At 31.1% G+C, this 17,480-nt stretch carries 17 protein-coding genes; all 17 read left to right on the top strand.

What is annotated here, in order from left to right; all coding sequences use genetic code 11:
* Window positions 1-111 precede the first annotated feature (111 nt).
* The 17 genes from rimP (at window position 112) to pgsA (ending at window position 17,409) form a co-directional block, all read left to right on the top strand.
* Complete coding sequence (rimP, locus tag RSD37_RS05255) at window positions 112-573, top strand: ribosome maturation factor RimP (RefSeq protein WP_346945657.1); 462 nt, start codon at window positions 112-114, stop codon at window positions 571-573.
* 14 nt (window positions 574-587) lie between these two features.
* A complete protein-coding gene (gene nusA, locus RSD37_RS05250) occupies window positions 588-1,673 on the top strand; it encodes a transcription termination factor NusA (RefSeq protein ID WP_346945656.1) in 1,086 nt (361 codons plus the stop codon).
* Window positions 1,674-1,690: 17 nt separating this feature from the next.
* Window positions 1,691-1,960, top strand: a complete 270-nt coding sequence (locus tag RSD37_RS05245) for a YlxR family protein (RefSeq protein ID WP_346945655.1) — start codon at window positions 1,691-1,693, stop codon at window positions 1,958-1,960.
* Entirely contained in the window at window positions 1,950-2,264 is a 315-nt protein-coding gene (locus RSD37_RS05240) for a ribosomal L7Ae/L30e/S12e/Gadd45 family protein (protein ID WP_346945654.1), read from the top strand. The genes RSD37_RS05245 and RSD37_RS05240 overlap by 11 nt, the downstream gene beginning before the upstream one ends.
* Before the next feature lie 17 nt (window positions 2,265-2,281).
* On the top strand, window positions 2,282-4,369 hold the full coding sequence (gene infB, locus RSD37_RS05235; protein ID WP_346945653.1) for a translation initiation factor IF-2: 2,088 nt from the start codon (window positions 2,282-2,284) through the stop codon (window positions 4,367-4,369).
* Between the two features lie 18 nt (window positions 4,370-4,387).
* Window positions 4,388-4,750, top strand: coding sequence for a 30S ribosome-binding factor RbfA (gene rbfA, locus RSD37_RS05230; RefSeq protein ID WP_346945652.1), 363 nt, complete (start codon window positions 4,388-4,390; stop codon window positions 4,748-4,750).
* Complete coding sequence (locus tag RSD37_RS05225) at window positions 4,740-5,699, top strand: bifunctional oligoribonuclease/PAP phosphatase NrnA (protein WP_346945651.1); 960 nt, start codon at window positions 4,740-4,742, stop codon at window positions 5,697-5,699. Before rbfA ends, RSD37_RS05225 begins: the two co-directional genes overlap by 11 nt.
* Before the next feature lie 2 nt (window positions 5,700-5,701).
* On the top strand, window positions 5,702-6,595 hold the full coding sequence (truB, locus tag RSD37_RS05220) for a tRNA pseudouridine(55) synthase TruB (protein ID WP_346945650.1): 894 nt from the start codon (window positions 5,702-5,704) through the stop codon (window positions 6,593-6,595).
* 11 nt (window positions 6,596-6,606) lie between these two features.
* Complete coding sequence (locus RSD37_RS05215; RefSeq protein ID WP_346945649.1) at window positions 6,607-7,572, top strand: bifunctional riboflavin kinase/FAD synthetase; 966 nt, start codon at window positions 6,607-6,609, stop codon at window positions 7,570-7,572.
* A gap of 153 nt (window positions 7,573-7,725) precedes the next feature.
* On the top strand, window positions 7,726-7,989 hold the full coding sequence (gene rpsO / locus RSD37_RS05210) for a 30S ribosomal protein S15 (protein ID WP_346945648.1): 264 nt from the start codon (window positions 7,726-7,728) through the stop codon (window positions 7,987-7,989).
* A 92-nt stretch (window positions 7,990-8,081) separates the two neighbouring features.
* The gene (locus RSD37_RS05205; protein ID WP_346945647.1) at window positions 8,082-10,190 is read left to right on the top strand and encodes a polyribonucleotide nucleotidyltransferase; all 2,109 of its coding nucleotides are present in this window, start codon (window positions 8,082-8,084) and stop codon (window positions 10,188-10,190) included.
* A 271-nt stretch (window positions 10,191-10,461) separates the two neighbouring features.
* Entirely contained in the window at window positions 10,462-10,737 is a 276-nt protein-coding gene (locus RSD37_RS05200) for a YlmC/YmxH family sporulation protein (RefSeq protein ID WP_346945646.1), read from the top strand.
* Window positions 10,738-10,750: 13 nt separating this feature from the next.
* On the top strand, window positions 10,751-11,938 hold the full coding sequence (dapG, locus tag RSD37_RS05195; RefSeq protein WP_346945645.1) for an aspartate kinase: 1,188 nt from the start codon (window positions 10,751-10,753) through the stop codon (window positions 11,936-11,938).
* Window positions 11,939-11,991: 53 nt separating this feature from the next.
* Window positions 11,992-12,768, top strand: coding sequence for an ATP-dependent Clp protease proteolytic subunit (locus RSD37_RS05190; protein ID WP_346945644.1), 777 nt, complete (start codon window positions 11,992-11,994; stop codon window positions 12,766-12,768).
* Between the two features lie 266 nt (window positions 12,769-13,034).
* Window positions 13,035-15,347: a DNA translocase FtsK 4TM domain-containing protein gene (locus RSD37_RS05185; protein WP_346945643.1), complete on the top strand. Its 2,313-nt coding sequence runs from the start codon at window positions 13,035-13,037 to the stop codon at window positions 15,345-15,347.
* An 89-nt stretch (window positions 15,348-15,436) separates the two neighbouring features.
* Entirely contained in the window at window positions 15,437-16,756 is a 1,320-nt protein-coding gene (rimO, locus tag RSD37_RS05180; protein WP_346945642.1) for a 30S ribosomal protein S12 methylthiotransferase RimO, read from the top strand.
* Between the two features lie 110 nt (window positions 16,757-16,866).
* Window positions 16,867-17,409: a CDP-diacylglycerol--glycerol-3-phosphate 3-phosphatidyltransferase gene (pgsA, locus tag RSD37_RS05175; RefSeq protein ID WP_346945641.1), complete on the top strand. Its 543-nt coding sequence runs from the start codon at window positions 16,867-16,869 to the stop codon at window positions 17,407-17,409.
* The last annotated feature ends 71 nt before the right edge of the window (window positions 17,410-17,480 follow it).

Genomic DNA, 17,480 nt, shown 5'->3' with positions numbered 1-17,480 from the left:
TATGCCTACTCTCTATTTATTAAGACGCAATGGAAGTTGCGTTTTAATTATAAATAATAGGTTTAACATTATGACTTTAAAGGAAATATAATAAGGAGGAGGAAGTATATTATGAGAAGTAATGGCGTTGCGGAGAAACTCAATGACAAGATAAGTAATATAGTAGAAAAACTCGGCTTTGAACTTTACCATTTAGAGTATGTACGTGAAGGTGGACAGAATATTTTAAGAATTTTCATAGACAATGAAAATGGTGTTGCTTTAGACAAATGTATATTAGTAAGTAAAGCTGTTAGCGAGATGCTAGATATAGAAGATCCTATAGTTGAAGAATATAATTTAGAAGTATCATCTCCAGGAATATTTAGAACTTTATTTACAAAGACACATTTTGATAAATATATAGATTGTGATGTAGCTGTAAAGCTTTCAGCATTAGTTGATGGAAATAAAAAGTATGAAGGGGTATTAAAGGGGTTTGATGGTGAAAATCTAAGATTAGAAGTTGATAACAATGAGATTGTGTTACCAATGTTAAAGGTTTCTATAGTTACTTTAAACCCAACTTTATAAGGAGGATATATATAATGAGCACCGGATTTAAGGAAGAATTTATAGAAGCTACAAAACAACTAGTTGAAGAAAAGGGTATAAGTGAAGAAATGCTTTTTACCACTATAGAGGATGCATTGGTTGCAGCGTATAAGAAAAACTTTGCAAAGTCTCATGCAAAGGAGCAAAATGTAAGAGTATGGGTGAATAGAGAAACAGGAGAAACTCATGTATATTCATTAAAAGAAGTAGTAGAAGAAGTATTTGATGATGTAATTGAGATTTCAGTAGAGGATGCTAGAGAAATTAGCCCAAGATATGCTTTAGAAGATATTGCAGAAATAGAAATTACACCAAGAGATTTTGGAAGAGTTGCAGCTCAAGCAGCAAAACAAGTTGTTGTTCAAAGAATAAAAGAAGCTGAAAGAACTATGATATACAATGAATTTATAACTAAAGAATTTGATATCATTACAGGTATTGTACTAAGAAAAGATAGAGGAAATGTATTTATAGATTTAGGTAAATTAGAAGCTGTTCTTGGCCCAAATGAGCAAATGCCGGGAGAATCTTATATATATAATGATAAACTAAAGTTATACATTGTAGAAGTTAAAAAAAGTTCTAAAGGTCCTCAAATCGTTGTTTCAAGAACACATCCAGGACTTGTAAAAAGGCTGTTTGAATTAGAAGTGCCTGAGATATACAGTGGAATAGTAGAAATAAAGAATATTGCTCGTGAAGCTGGTTCTAGAAGTAAAATAGCTGTATGGTCTAAGGATGAAGATGTAGATCCTATGGGATCTTGTGTTGGTCCTAAGGGAATAAGAGTTCAAAACATAGTTAATGAACTTAAAAATGAAAAAATAGATATAATCAAATGGAGTAAATTGCCAGAAGAGTATATCGCTCATGCTTTAAGTCCAGCGAAAGTTTTATCAGTAGATGTAGATGAAGAAATTAAAAGTGCTAAAGTTGTGGTAGATGATAATCAGTTATCTTTAGCAATTGGTAAAGAAGGGCAGAATGTTAGATTAGCTGCAAGACTTACTGGATGGAAAATAGATATCAAAAGTAAAACTCAAGCTGACAATTTAAAAGATCAAGAAAATACCCTTTAAAAGTAGGTGATTATTCTATGAAAGTAAAAAAGATACCTCAAAGAATGTGTACTGGGTGCATGGAAATGAAACCCAAGAAGGAACTAATAAGAGTTGTAAAAAACAAAGAGAATGAGATATCTATAGATCTACATGGTAAAAAGCCGGGAAGAGGTGCATATATTTGCAAAGATATATGTTGTCTAGAAAAGGCTGTGAAGACAAAAAGATTAGAAAGAAACTTAGAAAGTAAAATAAATGATGAAATATATGATAAACTAAAGGAAGAGATAATTAATGCAGAATAAATTTTTGAGTTTTTTAGGTATTGCAAAAAAGTCTGGAAATTTAGTAGAAGGATATAATGCCTGTGAAGATGAAATTAAAAGGCATAAAATTAAATTATGTATTTTATCGGTAGAATGTTCGGATAATACTAAGAATAAGTTTCAAAAATACTGTACTGACAATAAAATACCTGTAATAGATGGAATATCAAGTGAAGAATTAGGTATATCCATTGGAAGAGCGGAGATTAATGTGTTAGCAGTAAAAGATATAATGATGAGTAAAAATTTAATAAAGTTATGGAAAGAGAATTACGAAATGTAAATTCGGGGGTGAAAATTTTGGCGAAAGTAAGAATATATGAATTAGCTAAAGAGTTAGAAGTTTCAAGTAAGGAACTTATAACCGTATTAATGGATGAGTTTGGTGTTGAAGCTAAAAATCACATGAGTGTTATTGAGGAAGAAGACGCAAACCTTATAAAAGAGTTATATGAAGAGCAGAAGAAAGAGGAAGCTGAAAAAAAAGAAATCGTTGAAGAGTATGAAACAAAAATAAATGACGATATCAATAAACAGCAGAGAAAAAATAGTAAGCAAAGAAGAATGGCAAATAAAAAGTCAGAGGAAGAAAAAGAAGAAGAAACTCCAGATGAAGTAATTGAAATGGAAGCTACTATCGTTGTAAAAGACTTAGCTGATAAGCTTAAAAAGCCAGTAGTTGAAGTTATCAGAGCTTTAATATTCCAAGGAGTTATGGCAGGAGTAAATCAAGAAATCGACTTTAAAACAGCTGAGAAACTTGTGGAAGAATTTGGTTCTACTGCAGTGTTGAAAGCTGGTAATGTTGGGGATGTTGCTGAAGAACAAGAAGATGAAGCAGATGACATGGATTTAACAGAAACAGAAGAAGATAAATCTAAGAGACCTCCAATAGTTACAGTTATGGGTCACGTTGACCACGGTAAAACATCTTTGCTTGATGCTATAAAGAAATCTAAAGTTACAGCAACAGAAGCAGGTGGAATAACTCAACATATAGGTGCTTATACAGTAGATGTAAATGGTGAAAAAATAACTTTCCTTGATACTCCAGGACATGAAGCTTTCACATCAATGAGAGCAAGGGGAGCGCAAGTTACGGATATAGTTATTTTAGTAGTAGCTGCTGATGATGGAATAATGCCACAAACAGTAGAAGCAATAAACCATTGTAAAGCTGCAGGCGTTCCAATGATTATAGCTATAAACAAGATGGATAAAGAGGGTGCTAATCCAGACAAGGTTAAACAAGAGTTAACTGAATTTGGACTAGTATCAGAAGATTGGGGTGGAGATACTATTTGCGTACCAGTATCTGCACATACTAAAGAGGGATTAGATACATTACTAGAGATGGTAGTAATAAATGCTGAAATGTTAGAATTAAAAGCTAATGCTAACAGAAAAGCTAAAGGTACAGTTGTTGAAGCAAAGCTTGACAAAGGTAGAGGACCAGTTGCTAGTGTATTAGTTCAAAATGGAACTTTAAAATCAGGGGATTCTATAATCGTAGGAACTACCTATGGAAGAATTAGAGCAATGATAGATGATAAAGGCAAAAATACAAAAGAAGCAGGCCCATCTATACCAGTTGAAATACTTGGTCTTTCAGAAGTTCCAGCAGCGGGAGATAGATTTACAGTGGTTAAAGATGAAAAAACTGCTAGAATAATGGCTGAAGCAAGAAAAGAAAAAATAAGACAAGAACATTTCCAAACATCTAATAGAGTTTCTATGGAAAATCTATACAACCAAATTCAAGAAGGTAAGGTTAAAGAATTAAGTATAATAGTTAAAGCAGACGTTCAAGGTTCAGCTGAAGCTGTTAAACAATCTATAGAAAAACTTTCTGCTGAGACTGTAAAAGTAAGAGTTATCCATAGTGCAGTTGGTGCAATTACAGAAACAGATGTATCTCTTGCATATGCATCTAGTGCAATTATTATTGGATTCAATGTTAGACCAGATAATAATGCTATAGTAATAGCGGATAGAGATAATGTAGAAATTAAAACTTATAGGATAATATACGATGCTTTAGATGATATTAGATCTGCTATGATCGGTATGCTTGAGCCTGAGTATAAAGAACTTGTAATTGGAAGATGTGAAGCTAGATTAGTATATAAAATATCTAATGTTGGGACTATAGCAGGATGTTACGTTTTAAACGGTAAAATAACAAGAAACTGTAAAGTTAGAGTTCTAAGAGATGGAATAGTAATAACTGAATCTACATTAGGATCTTTAAAAAGATTTAAAGATGACGTTAAGGAAGCAGCAGCAGGATATGAATGTGGACTTAGCGTTGATAAATTCAATGATATAAGAGAAGGCGATATTATCGAAGCTTATATCATGGAAGAAATTAAACCAAAAGGACTGTAATAGAGAGGAGTGAGCTCCATGGCTAACTATAGAGGTGGAAGAATTAACGAAGAAATCAAAAAAGATGTTAGCAATACTATTCGAAGTAAAATAAAAGATCCTAGACTTAGTGCAATGGTAAGTGTAACAGATGTAGAGGTAACAAAGGATTTAAGCTATGCAAAGGTGTTTGTTAGTATCTTTGGAACAGAAGAGCAGAAAAAAGAAACACTTAAAATACTTAAAAGCTCTACAGGTTTTATAAGGAAAGAAATTGGTAAAAATGTTAAGTTGAGACATATACCGGAAGTTATTATAGAATTAGATACTACATTAGATAAGGCTAGTCATCTTGAATCATTATTCAGAAAAATAAAGGAGAATGATTCAAATGATAACTAAGGATATATTAGATATCATAAAAAAAAGTAACAATATTGGAATTACATTTCATCAATCACCAGATGGTGATTCATTAGGAAGTGCCACAGCCCTACTTCAAGGGCTGAGGGCACTTAATAAGAATGCATATATAATTTCAAAGGAATGTCTACCAAATACATTTTCATATTTACCTTGTAGTGATGAAATTACAGGACTAATTGAAGATGTAAAAGAAGGTACAGAACTTGTAATAGTACTTGATTGTGGGGATTTCAAAAGAATAAATGCTAATTTGAACTTAGATAATAAAAGATATACTCTTATAAATATAGATCACCATATGAGCAATGAGAAGTATGGTGATTTAAATTACGTTGATAGTCAATCAGCAGCAGTAGGAGAAATAATTTTTGATTTATTAGGATTTCTAAAGGTTGAAATCACAAAGAGTATAGGAGTGTCAATTTACACTTCGTTACTTACAGATACAAGCTCCTTTAGACATTCCAATACCACTAGTAAAACTCATGAAATTGCAGGGGAAGTCATTAAAACAGGAGTTAACTTTAATCAAATTCAAAGAAATATATTTGATAATAAAGATTTTGATAAAGTTAAGTTTTTTGGTAGAATCATAGATACAATTTCATTACAGGTCAAGGATAAAGTTGTATTTATGGAAATTACAGAGGAAATGTTAAAAAGATCAAATCTGGAAAGCATAGATTCAGCAGAAGTAATACACTTTGGGACAATGATAAATGGAGCAGAAGTAGTTGCTTTATTTAAAGAGAGCAAAGGTGGTATTAAGACAAGTTTAAGATCTAAAGAAATAGTGGATGTTAGTAAGATTGCAGAGACCTTTAATGGTGGAGGCCATATTAGAGCGGCAGGCTTTTTCTATGAAGGAAATATGTCATCTATAAAAACGAAATTAATAAAAATATTGGAAAAAGAGTTGATATAGTTATGGCAGATAATGGTAAGAATAAACTCTGTGGAGTTTTAAATATTAATAAACCACTTGGAATAACTTCTTTTGATGTAGTGAGAAAAGTAAAAAGGCTTTCAAAGGGGAAAAAAGTTGGACACGGTGGGACATTAGATCCTGAGGCTAGTGGAGTACTTCCAGTTTGTATTGGAAGGGCAACAAAAGCTATAGAGTTTATTATGGAAGATACAAAGGAATACATAGCAAAAGTTAAATTGGGTGTAGTTACTGACACTTATGATAGGGAAGGTAAAGTATTACGTGAGAATGAGGTAAGTGTTACTAATGATGAGATAATTAAAGTTATAGAAAAATTTGTTGGCAATATAGACCAAGTACCACCTATGTATTCAGCACTTAAACAGAATGGAAAAAAGCTTTATGAACTAGCAAGAGAAGGTAAAGAAGTTTATAGAGAGCCAAGGAAAATTACTATATATAGTATAGATATACTTACCATAGAAAGTCCCATAGTAGAAATAAAAGTAAGCTGTTCTAAGGGGACTTATATAAGAAGTTTATGCTATGACATAGGCGAAGAGTTAGGTTGTGGTGGTATGATGTGGGGGCTGGAAAGAACCTCGACAGGACCATTCTCAATAAGTGGTAGTGTAAATTTGAAAGATTTAACTGAAGAGAATATAGAAAATCATATAATTTCTTTAGAAGATGTATTCAGTAAATTTCCTAAACTTGTTGTAAATGAAAAATTTGAAAAATTGATATTAAATGGAGTTATGATAAATGATAAAACTCTTTTAAATCAATTAGAAAAGTTTTGTAACTATGCAGTATATAATAGTTCAAATAAATTAATAGGCATTGGTGCTGAAACCGATGCTGGATTTAAACTAATAAAACTATTTATTTAGGGGATATACTTATGAAGGTTATTAGAGATAATTTTACTAAAACCATAAAAACACCAACGATAATAGTATTAGGAAGTTTTGATGGTATACATAGCGGACATAGAGCTTTAATTAATAATGCTAAAAATTTAGCAGAAGAAATTAAGCTGAAGTACAACATAGAAGAAGTAAAGATCATGGTATGTACATTTAGAAATCATCCGTTATCTGTAATAAATAAAGATGTTTGCCCAAAACTTATAATGAGTAACAAGGAAAAACGTAGCTTGTTCAAAAAACTCAATGTAAATATATTGAACTTCATGGAGTTTAATAAGGAACTAATGTCAATATCACCAGACAGCTTTATTGAAAATTTAAAAAAACATTATAATGCAAAGGGTATTGTAGTTGGATTTAATTATAGATTTGGATATAAGAATCTTGGAGATGTGGATCTTTTAAAGAAATACAGTGAAATTTTAGATTATGAACTTTTAGTGGTTAAACCAGTTAAAGTTGATGGGGAAGTTTCTAGTAGTTCTGCAATTAGACATAATATTCAAGAGGGAAATATAGAAAAAGCAAATAAGTTCTTAAATAGGCCATTTATGTTAAGTGGTAGAATAATTAAGGGTAAGCAGATTGGAAGAACTATAGATTTTCCTACTGTGAATCTTAATTACGATAAAAAATTTATAGTTCCTAAAGGTGGAGTATATAGTACAGTTGTTGAATATAACGGTACCTTTTATAGAGGGATAACGAATGTTGGATATAATCCTACTCTACAAGGAAAAAAATTAAGTATAGAAACTCATATATTGAACTTTAATAGGGTAATATATGGAGAAGAGATAAAACTATATTTTATAGAGAAAATAAGAGAAGAAAAGAAGTTTATTAATATTGAAGAATTAAAAAATCAGTTAGTGAGAGATAAGGCATATGTAGGTAATAAAAATTACTCTCAATATGAAGATGAGTTTCCATTGTAGATAATTTTTTACAATTAATTCAAAGTAAAATAGTTTTTCTATTTACAAAAGAAATATAATTTGATATAATTTCAAAGGAACCTTGTGCTAGGTATTCCGAATGCCAACGGAACACATGGCATATGGCGATTTAACTATTGGAGGTGCATACAAATGGATAAGGCAAAAAAACAAGAAATAATGCAAACATATGCAAGACAAGAAGGAGATACAGGTTCTCCAGAGGTGCAAATAGCATTATTAACAGGAAGAATTAAGGAATTAACTGAACACTTAAAAGTTCACAAAAAAGATCACCACTCTAGAAGAGGTCTTTTAATGATGGTTGGACAAAGAAAAGGACTTTTAGGCTACTTAAAGAAGCAAGATATCGAAAGATACCGTACTATAATTGCTAAATTAGGAATTAGAAAATAATTAAGAGCGGCAAAGCCGCTCTATTATTTTAATTAAATAAGAAAAAATAATATTTTAAATATATATTTTAAGAATCGAAGGGAGGAAAAACAATGACAAATATATTAACTACATCGGTAGCCGGCAGAGAAATGAAAATAGAGCTAGGTAAAATTGGTAAGTTATCTGATTGTGCTATGTTTATTAGCTATGGAGAAACAGTAATACTTGTAAACGTAAATGCGTCAGAAAAACCAAGACAAGGAATAGACTTTTTCCCATTAAGTGTAGAATATGAAGAGAGATTATATGCAGTAGGTAAAATTCCAGGAGGGTTCCTTAAAAGAGAGGGAAGACCATCTGAGAAGGCTATACTTAACTGTAGAGCTATAGATAGACCTATAAGACCATTATTTCCAAAGGGATACAGGAATGATGTTCAAGTTGTTTGTACAGTAGTATCTGTAGATCAAGATAATTCACCAGAAATACTAGCTATGAATGCTGCTTCAATAGCATTACTTATATCTAGCATTCCATATAAAGATGCAGTAGCTACAGTATCTGTTGGATTAATTGATGGAAAATTCGTTGTGAATCCTACATCTAAAGAGCGAGAATTAAGCTCTATGCAGTTAACTGTATGTGCAACAAAAGATAGAGTTATGATGATAGAAGCAGGCGGAGAAGAAATTCCAGAAGAAACTATGATTGAAGCTATAGATTTTGGATTTAATGAATGTCAAAGCATTATAGAATTCCAAGAAGAAGCAAGAGCTAAATTTGGAAAAACAAAACCAGAGCCACTTTTATATAAAGTAGAAGCAGAATTAGAGTCTGACATAAGAAACTTTTCTTATGATATGTTAAAAGAAGCTATGTACATCATTGATAAAGATGTAAGAAATGTTAGAGTTGATGAAATCAAATCTAAGATAAGTGAAGAATTTGCAGAAAAGTATGCAGATAAGGGCAGCGATATAGGTGAAACTGTATATAATATTCAAAAAGAAATAGTAAGAAATATGCTACTTCAAGATAAGAGAAGACCAGATGGCAGAGCATTTAATGAAATTAGAAACATAGAATGTGAAACGTCATTACTTCCAAGAACTCATGGTACTGGATTATTTACAAGAGGATTAACTCAAGTAATGACAGTTGCAACTCTTGGAGCATTAGGTGATGTTCAAATCATCGATGGTATTGGAGAAGAAGATTTCAAAAGATACATGCACCACTACAACTTCCCTGCATATAGCGTAGGAGAAGTTAGACCACTTAGAGGACCAGGTAGAAGAGAAATTGGTCATGGAGCTTTAGCTGAAAGAGCTTTAGAACCATTAATACCTTCCATAGAAGATTTTCCATATGCTATAAGACTTGTTTCGGAAGTTTTAAGTTCTAATGGATCTACATCTCAAGCCAGTGTATGCGGAAGTACTTTAGCGTTACTTGATGCAGGGGTTCCACTAAAAAGACCAGCTGCAGGTATTGCAATGGGACTAATAACCAGTGAAGATTTAAGTGATGAAGCTGTAATTACAGATATTCAAGGAATTGAAGATTTCTTTGGAGACATGGACTTTAAAGTAGCAGGTACTGAAAAGGGAATAACTTCAATCCAAGTTGATACAAAAATCAAGGGATTATCTAAATACTGCATAAGAACAGCTATAGAAGATGCTAGAACTGCAAGAATGCATATATTAGGTAAAATGAATGAATGTATATCAGAGCCAAGAGCTGAGTTATCAGAATATGCTCCAAGAATGTATGCTATAAATATAAAACCAGATAAAATTAGAGATATTATAGGACCTGGTGGAAAGACTATTAAGAAAATAATAGCTGATACAGGTGTTAAAATTGATACTAACGATGATGGTAAAATAGTTATAATGTCTAATGATAGTGAAAGTGCTAATAAAGCATTACAAATAATTAAAGACATTACAAAAGAGGTAGAAGTTGGCGAAATATACTTAGGTAAAGTTACTAAGATTATGGCGTTTGGTGCTTTTGTAGAAGTAATACCAGGAAAAGAAGGCTTAGTACACATATCTAAATTAGCTAACGAAAGAGTTAATAAAGTTGAAGATATAGTATCTATCGGAGATGAAATACTTGTAAAAGTAACTGAAATTGATGGTCAAGGAAGAGTAAATCTTTCAAGAAAAGATGCATTAAAAGATAGTGAAGAAACTAAGACAGAAGAATAAACTAAAAGTTAAAGTAAAAAGGTAAATTACCTTTTTATTTTTTTGTCATATAATATTTTTTTTATCATATACTATTTAAGTGTAGTAAAATAGTATTTAACTCTACTTAAATTAAAAAAAATCTATATATTGTAAAATGTTAGAACATACTAGTGTATATTTTCATAAAGTATATTATAATTATATTAAGTTTTGCTTATTTACTCATAAATATAAAATGTTAAACATATTAATCATAGTAATTTATAAAATTATGTATGAGGTGATATGTATGGAAGAAAAGTATAGATATTTAAGTGAGATGGAAAGATATGAGATTATAAATATTAATGACGGAGATAAATACAGTATTCTTGGGAATAATGATATAGTAGTTGATGAGAATGGTGAACTTAAGCTATTATTACTTGCAGACAATAAGTCTAGTAAGATGTTTTTTAAAAATAATGATATGCTAGAAGTCTCTTGGGATTATGTGAAGAAGATAGGATCTAAGACTATAATTATTGATGTTGATGGGGATACACTAAGGAAATCGCATATATAGCATGGAGGTAAATATGGATATAGTTGTTCAAAAATTTGGTGGTACATCAGTATCTAGTGATGAAAATAGAAGATTAGTTGTAAATAAAATAAAATGTGTAATAGAAAAAGGTTATAAAACAGTAGTAGTAGTATCAGCAATGGGTAGAAATGGTTCTCCTTATGCAACAGATACACTACTTTCTTTGGTAGATGAAGAGTTTAAAGTGAACAATCCTAGAGGGCTAGATTTACTTATGTCTTGTGGAGAAACTTTAAGTACCGTTGTAATGTGCAATAATTTATTAAAAGAAGGTATTGAGGCAGTTCCATTAATGGGTGGAGAAGCTGGAATAAAAACTGATGATAACTTTAATAATGCATCTATACTTCATGTGGATCCTAAAAGTATATTAAAAGTATTAGAGGATGGTAAGGTGCCAGTAGTAGCTGGATTTCAAGGTATAAGCACAGGTGGAAGTATTACAACCATTGGGAGAGGTGGAAGTGATGTTACAGGCGCTATATTAGGAGCTGCATTAAAAGCACGGGAAGTTCAGATATATACTGATGTAGATGGAATTATGACTGCGGATCCAAGAATAGTTTCAGAAGCATCATTAATTGAAAATATAAGTTATGATGAAGTGTTCCAATTTGCAGATCAGGGCGCTAAAGTAATACACCCTAGAGCAGTTGAAATTTCTAGAAGATATAATATTCCATTAGTTATAAAAAATACATTAAGTGATTGTGATGGAACTACCATTTCTACTTGTGGTGAAAATAATGAAAGAATCATCACCGGAATAACTCATATGGAAAACAGGGTTCAAATAAGAATTAGTAATAATTCAAAAAAACATTGTAATGATATATTCAAAACCTTAGCAGAGGAAGGTATAAGTATTGATTTAATAAGTGTCTTTTTAAAGGATCAGATATTTACTATTAGCAATTATGATCTTGAGAAGTTTAAAAAAATAGGAGTGGATTTAGATATTAAATATGAGTATACAGAGAATTGTAGTAAGATATCAATAATTGGTTCAAAAATGAGAGGAATTCCAGGGGTAATGTCTAGGATTCTAAAAGCACTAGAAGAGGGCAATGTAGATGTGCTTCAAACTGCTGACTCCCATACAACTATTTGGTGTCTTGTGGAAAGCGACAAAGTAAAGTGTGCTATAAATCTACTACACAATGAATTTAATTTAGGATAGTATATTAATGCCTTCTAATGCACAAAATAAAGTGGATTAGGAGGCGTTATTTTATGGCAAGAGAAGATAAAAAGAAAAAAAACAAGGATGGTAAAGAGAAAATCATCATAAGTAGAGATGAAGAAAACGATGATAATAATGAGGAGATTTCTGACAGCGTAAGCAAAGAGGTTGCAAACCTTAAAGAAATAGGTGTGATGTCTGTAGCTAAAGCTGATGATAGAATACAGGTTATACCAATAATTGGTCAAATTGAGGGACATAATATATCTAATAATCAAACAAAGTCTACAAAGTATGAAATGATTATTCCTCAGCTGATAGCTATAGAGAGAGACAAAAATGTAAAAGGTGTGCTTATTATATTAAATACGGCAGGTGGAGATGTAGAGGCTGGACTTGCTATTGCAGAAATGATTACTAGTCTTAGTAAGCCAACGGTGTCAATTGTAATAGGTGGAGGCCATTCAATTGGAGTACCACTAGCAACCTCATCAGATTATTCATTTATAACTCCATCTGCTACTATGATAGTTCATCCAATAAGAATGAATGGCTTTGTCATTGGGGTATCTCAAACCTTTGAGTATTTTAAAAAAATGCAAGAGCGAATTGTGGAGTTTGTGGTTAGAACATCAAAAATAGATGCAGAAAATTTTAGAAAGTTAATGAGCCAAACTGATGAACTCTTAAATGATATTGGAACAATATTAATAGGAGAACAGGCAGTAGAATGTGGTCTCATTGATGAGATTGGTGGTATTAGAGAAGCTCTAGATAAATTAGAAGAGCTAATAGAAGAAACGTATGTGGAAGAAATTAAAAACTAAAAGGGAAATAAATAATAGTTTAATATTATATGTAAACTGTGAACATGTATTTTGTGTTCACAGTTTTTTATTGTATAGGGTCTTCAAGTTCCTACACAAATTAAGAAGATTTTTTAAAATATATAGGTCTGATTAGCTGGAAGAGTGGAGATAATTAAAATAAATAAAAAATAATTTGAAATTTAGGGTGATTTCAATGTACAATATACAGTGATGGGCTAAATGGAATTATTTTCATAGGGTAAAGAACAATTGGAGGAGATGGAATGACAAGAAGCAAAGAACCTTTAAAAAAGAAAAAAACTACTAAAAAAAAGCCTAATAGTAGTAAAGACTCAATTAATAAATCTAAAGTTGAAAGAAGAGAAAAAATATTTGATTTTAAAGGGATTATACTTATAACATTAGGAGTATTGATATTTTTATCTTTATTATCTGGACTACTTTCAGATCCAACATCATTGTCAGGATCCATGGGAGTATTTTTTAATAGAATTTTTATAGGGTTATTTGGTATAGGTGCATACGCTTTACCATTTATTCTTTTATTTATGGGAATTAATTATATAAAATCAGATAAATATTTTAAGAGAAATAAAAGAACCGTAGGACTTATAATGTTTTTAATTATAACTATGCTATTTTTAGAAATGGTCACATTACCTATGTATTATGAAAGAGGATATATGGGTAGGGCAGTGATAACACAATTTAAAAGTTCGTCTATAGTTAATGGTGGTATTGTATCATTGATTTTCACAGTACCTCTATATTTGCTTCTTGGTAAAGTAGGAAGTTATGTAGTTTTTTTAGCACTATATATAATATCTTTAGTATTAATTAATAATATTACAATAAAAGAATTATTCACATTTGAAAAGATAAATGGTAAGTCTAAAGTTAACAGTAAGGATGAAACTAATATTATAATGGAGGAGCCTTCTAAACTTGTTTCCGCTGATGAGATTTATAAGGAGAGTATTCAAAAAGAAGAATCGAAAATCAAAATAATTGACTTTATGAAACTAGATGAAGATGAAGAAGGTAAAAAATCCAATAGTAATGAAGTGGTAGAGAATAGGCAAATTGGCAGGGATTCTAAAGGGCATAAGGATATAATCAATATTGACATTCCAGTTGGGAATAGTAATAAAATATATACTTATGAACATCCTAGTCCAGAGTTACTTCATAAAAATAATAACAACATTTCAAAGATTGGAGACAAGAAGGATTTACTTAATAGTGCAAATAAATTACAAGAAACATTAGGTAGCTTTGGAGTTGAAGCTAAGGTAATACAAGTAACAAAAGGTCCTTCAGTTACAAGGTTTGAACTTCAACCACATGTAGGAGTAAAGGTTAGTAAGATAGTAAACTTAGCTGATGATATAGCATTAAATTTAGCTGCTTCAGGAGTAAGAATTGAAGCACCAATACCAGGCAAGGCAGCGGTAGGAATAGAAGTTCCAAACAAAGAATTATCCGCGGTGTTCTTAAGAGAGGTAATAGAAAGTGAAGAGTTTACAGCTAGTAAGAAAAACTTGTCATTTTCACTAGGGAAAGACATTGCAGGGAACTGTGTAGTTGGAGATTTAACTAAGATGCCTCACTTATTAATCGCAGGAGCAACAGGATCAGGTAAAAGTGTATGTATAAATACTTTATTAATAAGTTTATTGTACAAATACACACCACAAGAGGTTAAACTGCTTTTGATAGATCCAAAGGTGGTAGAACTTAATATTTATAATGGTATACCTCATCTATTAATACCAGTGGTAACAGACCCTAAAAAAGCTGCAGGAGCTTTAAACTGGGCAGTTAATGAAATGACTAGGAGATACAAGTTATTTGCAGATAACAACGTGAGAAATATAGAAGGTTATAATGACTTTGCAGATAAGGGCATAATAGATGAAAAACTTCCTTGGATAGTAATAATAATAGATGAGCTTGCCGATTTAATGATGGTATGTGCAAATGAAGTAGAAGAGTATATAGGTAGACTTGCACAAATGGCAAGAGCTGCTGGAATGCACCTTGTAATAGCGACGCAAAGGCCATCTGTAGATGTAATTACAGGAGTAATTAAAGCTAATATACCATCAAGAATATCCTTTGCAGTTTCAAGTCAAATAGACTCAAGAACAATTTTAGATTCATCTGGAGCAGAAAAGCTATTAGGAAAAGGTGATATGCTATATTATCCAGTAGGAGAATCAAAACCCATAAGAATTCAAGGTGCATTTGTTTCTGAGGAAGAAGTTGAAACTGTTGTTGAATTTGTTCGTAATGGATCTAAAGAAATTGAGTACAAAAAAGAAATTATTGACGAGATAGAAAATAGTGTAAGTAAGTCAAAAGGTAGTGATGACTGTGATGAACTTATAGATGAGGCTATACAAATTGTGTTAGAAACGGGGCAAGCTTCTACATCATTGTTGCAGAGACGACTTAAAATAGGTTATAATAGAGCGGCTAGAATTATAGATGAAATGGAAGCAGAAGGAATCATATCAGCTAGAAATGGAAGCAAGCCAAGACAAGTCCTTGGAAGAGAGGATTTAACTAGATAATAATGATATAATTAAGTACTACAATAGTAAATTTACAGAAGAGTAATGAGTAATAGATGGTTACTCATAAAACATAGGAGGATAATTTAGTGGAAAAATTAAAGTTTGGTGTAATAAATTTAGGGTGCGATAAAAATAGAATAGATTCAGAAATAATAATAGATAGCTTAAAAAGAAAGTATGAAGTTGTTAATGATGAAAATCATGCAGATATATTACTTATAAATACTTGTGGGTTTATAGAAACTTCTAAGCAAGAGTCTATAGATACTATACTTGAAATGTCAAAATATAAAAAAGGTAAGTGTAAAGTATTAATAGCTACAGGATGTTTAACTCAAAGATATGGAAGTGATTTGTTAGATCTTATACCTGAGCTTGACATAATACTGGGTGTAAATGATTATGATAAACTGCATCAATGCATTGAAAAATCTTTAGAATGTGGCGAGAAGAGTTGCATAACTAGCTATAGTGATACTAATATAAATATCGGTAAAAGAGAAGTTACTACAGGTGGTACTACTGCATATTTAAGGATATCTGAAGGGTGCAACAACATATGTGCATACTGTGCCATACCTAAGATAAGAGGTAAATATAGAAGTAGAGATATGGAAGATATTCTAAAGGAAGCTAAGGAGCTTGCTTTAAATGGATATAAAGAATTAATTATAGTAGCTCAAGATACAACTAATTATGGAGTAGATATATATGGAGAAAAGACCTTACATATACTGCTAAGAGAATTAGGGAAAATTAAAAGCATAAAGTGGATAAGACTTCTTTATTGTTATGCAGAAGAGTTAACAGATGAAGTTATTAATGAAATAGCTATCAATGATAAGGTGTGTAAATATATAGATATACCTGTGCAACATATAAGTGATGATGTATTAAAAGCTATGAGAAGAAAAGGTAGAAAAAAGGTAATAGTTGATAACATAAAGAAACTTAGGGATGCAGTACCGAACATAACCATAAGAACAACACTTATTGTAGGATTTCCAGGAGAAACAGAAGAAAACTTCTTGGAGTTGCTAGAGTTTGTAAAAGATACTAAGTTTGATAAGTTAGGTGTATTTACTTATTCTCAGGAAGAGGGAACTGTAGCAGCAGAGATGGAAAATCAAATAGATGATGAAGTTAAAGAACAAAGACGTGATACAATAATGATAGCGCAACAAAGTATATCCACTGAAATAAATAAAAGAAAAATAGGGAAAATCTATGATATATTAGTTGAAAGCAAAGAAAAAGGTACTTATTGTGGAAGAAGTTACGAAATGGCACCAGAAATTGATGGTGAAATTTATGTTAAATATGATAATATAAGTATAGGAAGTTTTATTACAGTTGAAATAACAGATGCATTAGAATATGACTTGATAGGAAAATTTATTAAGTAGTATAACAAACCAAATAATAGTTAGAGGTTTAATTACATGATTAATGGCGTAATATGCTTTCTATATGGGATACACAATAGTAAAAAAATGATAGTGGGAGATGTTTAAGAATGAATCTTGCAAATAAACTTACAGTACTAAGAATGATATTAGTTCCAGTATTTTTAATCTGTTCTATGTATAATACAGTTGAAGCAAATATAGTAGCTTTAATAATATTTATAGTAGCTTCAATAACAGATAAGTTAGATGGATATATAGCAAGAAGCAAAAATCAGATAACTAACTTCGGAAAGTTTATGGATCCTCTAGCAGATAAGCTTTTGGTAACTTGTGCATTAATACTTCTTGTAGAGAAAGGCATAATTCCAGCATGGGTAGTAGTGGTGATTATTTCTAGAGAATTTATAGTTTCGGGACTAAGAACATTGGCTGCATCTCAAGGTGTTGTAATAGCTGCAAGCAATTGGGGAAAACTAAAAACTGTTATTCAAATGATAGCTATAATTATGGGACTACTATTGCCTATATATAATGCACCGTGGTTGAATGTTATTACTAATATTAGTGTATATATAGCTGCTATTATTACAGTGATATCGGGAATTGATTATTTTGTAAAAGGGAAAAATGTTATAAATATCAATGAGTAATGTTTAAAAATAAATAATTATGTTAAAGATGGTAAGGAGTTCCTAGAAAAGAAATTTACGGGAACTCCTTA

The sequence above is a fragment of the Clostridium sp. genome (assembly GCF_036646415.1).
In the GTDB taxonomy this organism is placed as follows: Bacteria; Bacillota; Clostridia; order Clostridiales; family Clostridiaceae; genus Clostridium_J.
Note: the sequence above shows the minus strand (reverse complement) of the source record. Positions and strands in the feature narration are given on the sequence as shown.

Bases quoted from the DNA above. Each gene is read 5' to 3' on its own strand.
- RSD37_RS05215 (WP_346945649.1), top strand. From the start codon at position 6,607: ATGAAGGTTATTAGAGATAATTTTACTAAAACCATAAAAACACCAACG.
- pgsA (WP_346945641.1), top strand. From the start codon at position 16,867: ATGAATCTTGCAAATAAACTTACAGTACTAAGAATGATATTAGTTCCA.
- RSD37_RS05240 (WP_346945654.1), top strand. From the start codon at position 1,950: ATGCAGAATAAATTTTTGAGTTTTTTAGGTATTGCAAAAAAGTCTGGA.
- nusA (WP_346945656.1), top strand. From the start codon at position 588: ATGAGCACCGGATTTAAGGAAGAATTTATAGAAGCTACAAAACAACTA.
- RSD37_RS05190 (WP_346945644.1), top strand. From the start codon at position 11,992: ATGGCAAGAGAAGATAAAAAGAAAAAAAACAAGGATGGTAAAGAGAAA.
- rpsO (WP_346945648.1), top strand. From the start codon at position 7,726: ATGGATAAGGCAAAAAAACAAGAAATAATGCAAACATATGCAAGACAA.
- RSD37_RS05185 (WP_346945643.1), top strand. From the start codon at position 13,035: ATGACAAGAAGCAAAGAACCTTTAAAAAAGAAAAAAACTACTAAAAAA.
- RSD37_RS05225 (WP_346945651.1), top strand. From the start codon at position 4,740: ATGATAACTAAGGATATATTAGATATCATAAAAAAAAGTAACAATATT.
- RSD37_RS05245 (WP_346945655.1), top strand. From the start codon at position 1,691: ATGAAAGTAAAAAAGATACCTCAAAGAATGTGTACTGGGTGCATGGAA.
- RSD37_RS05200 (WP_346945646.1), top strand. From the start codon at position 10,462: ATGGAAGAAAAGTATAGATATTTAAGTGAGATGGAAAGATATGAGATT.
- RSD37_RS05205 (WP_346945647.1), top strand. From the start codon at position 8,082: ATGACAAATATATTAACTACATCGGTAGCCGGCAGAGAAATGAAAATA.
- dapG (WP_346945645.1), top strand. From the start codon at position 10,751: ATGGATATAGTTGTTCAAAAATTTGGTGGTACATCAGTATCTAGTGAT.
- rimP (WP_346945657.1), top strand. From the start codon at position 112: ATGAGAAGTAATGGCGTTGCGGAGAAACTCAATGACAAGATAAGTAAT.
- rbfA (WP_346945652.1), top strand. From the start codon at position 4,388: ATGGCTAACTATAGAGGTGGAAGAATTAACGAAGAAATCAAAAAAGAT.
- truB (WP_346945650.1), top strand. From the start codon at position 5,702: ATGGCAGATAATGGTAAGAATAAACTCTGTGGAGTTTTAAATATTAAT.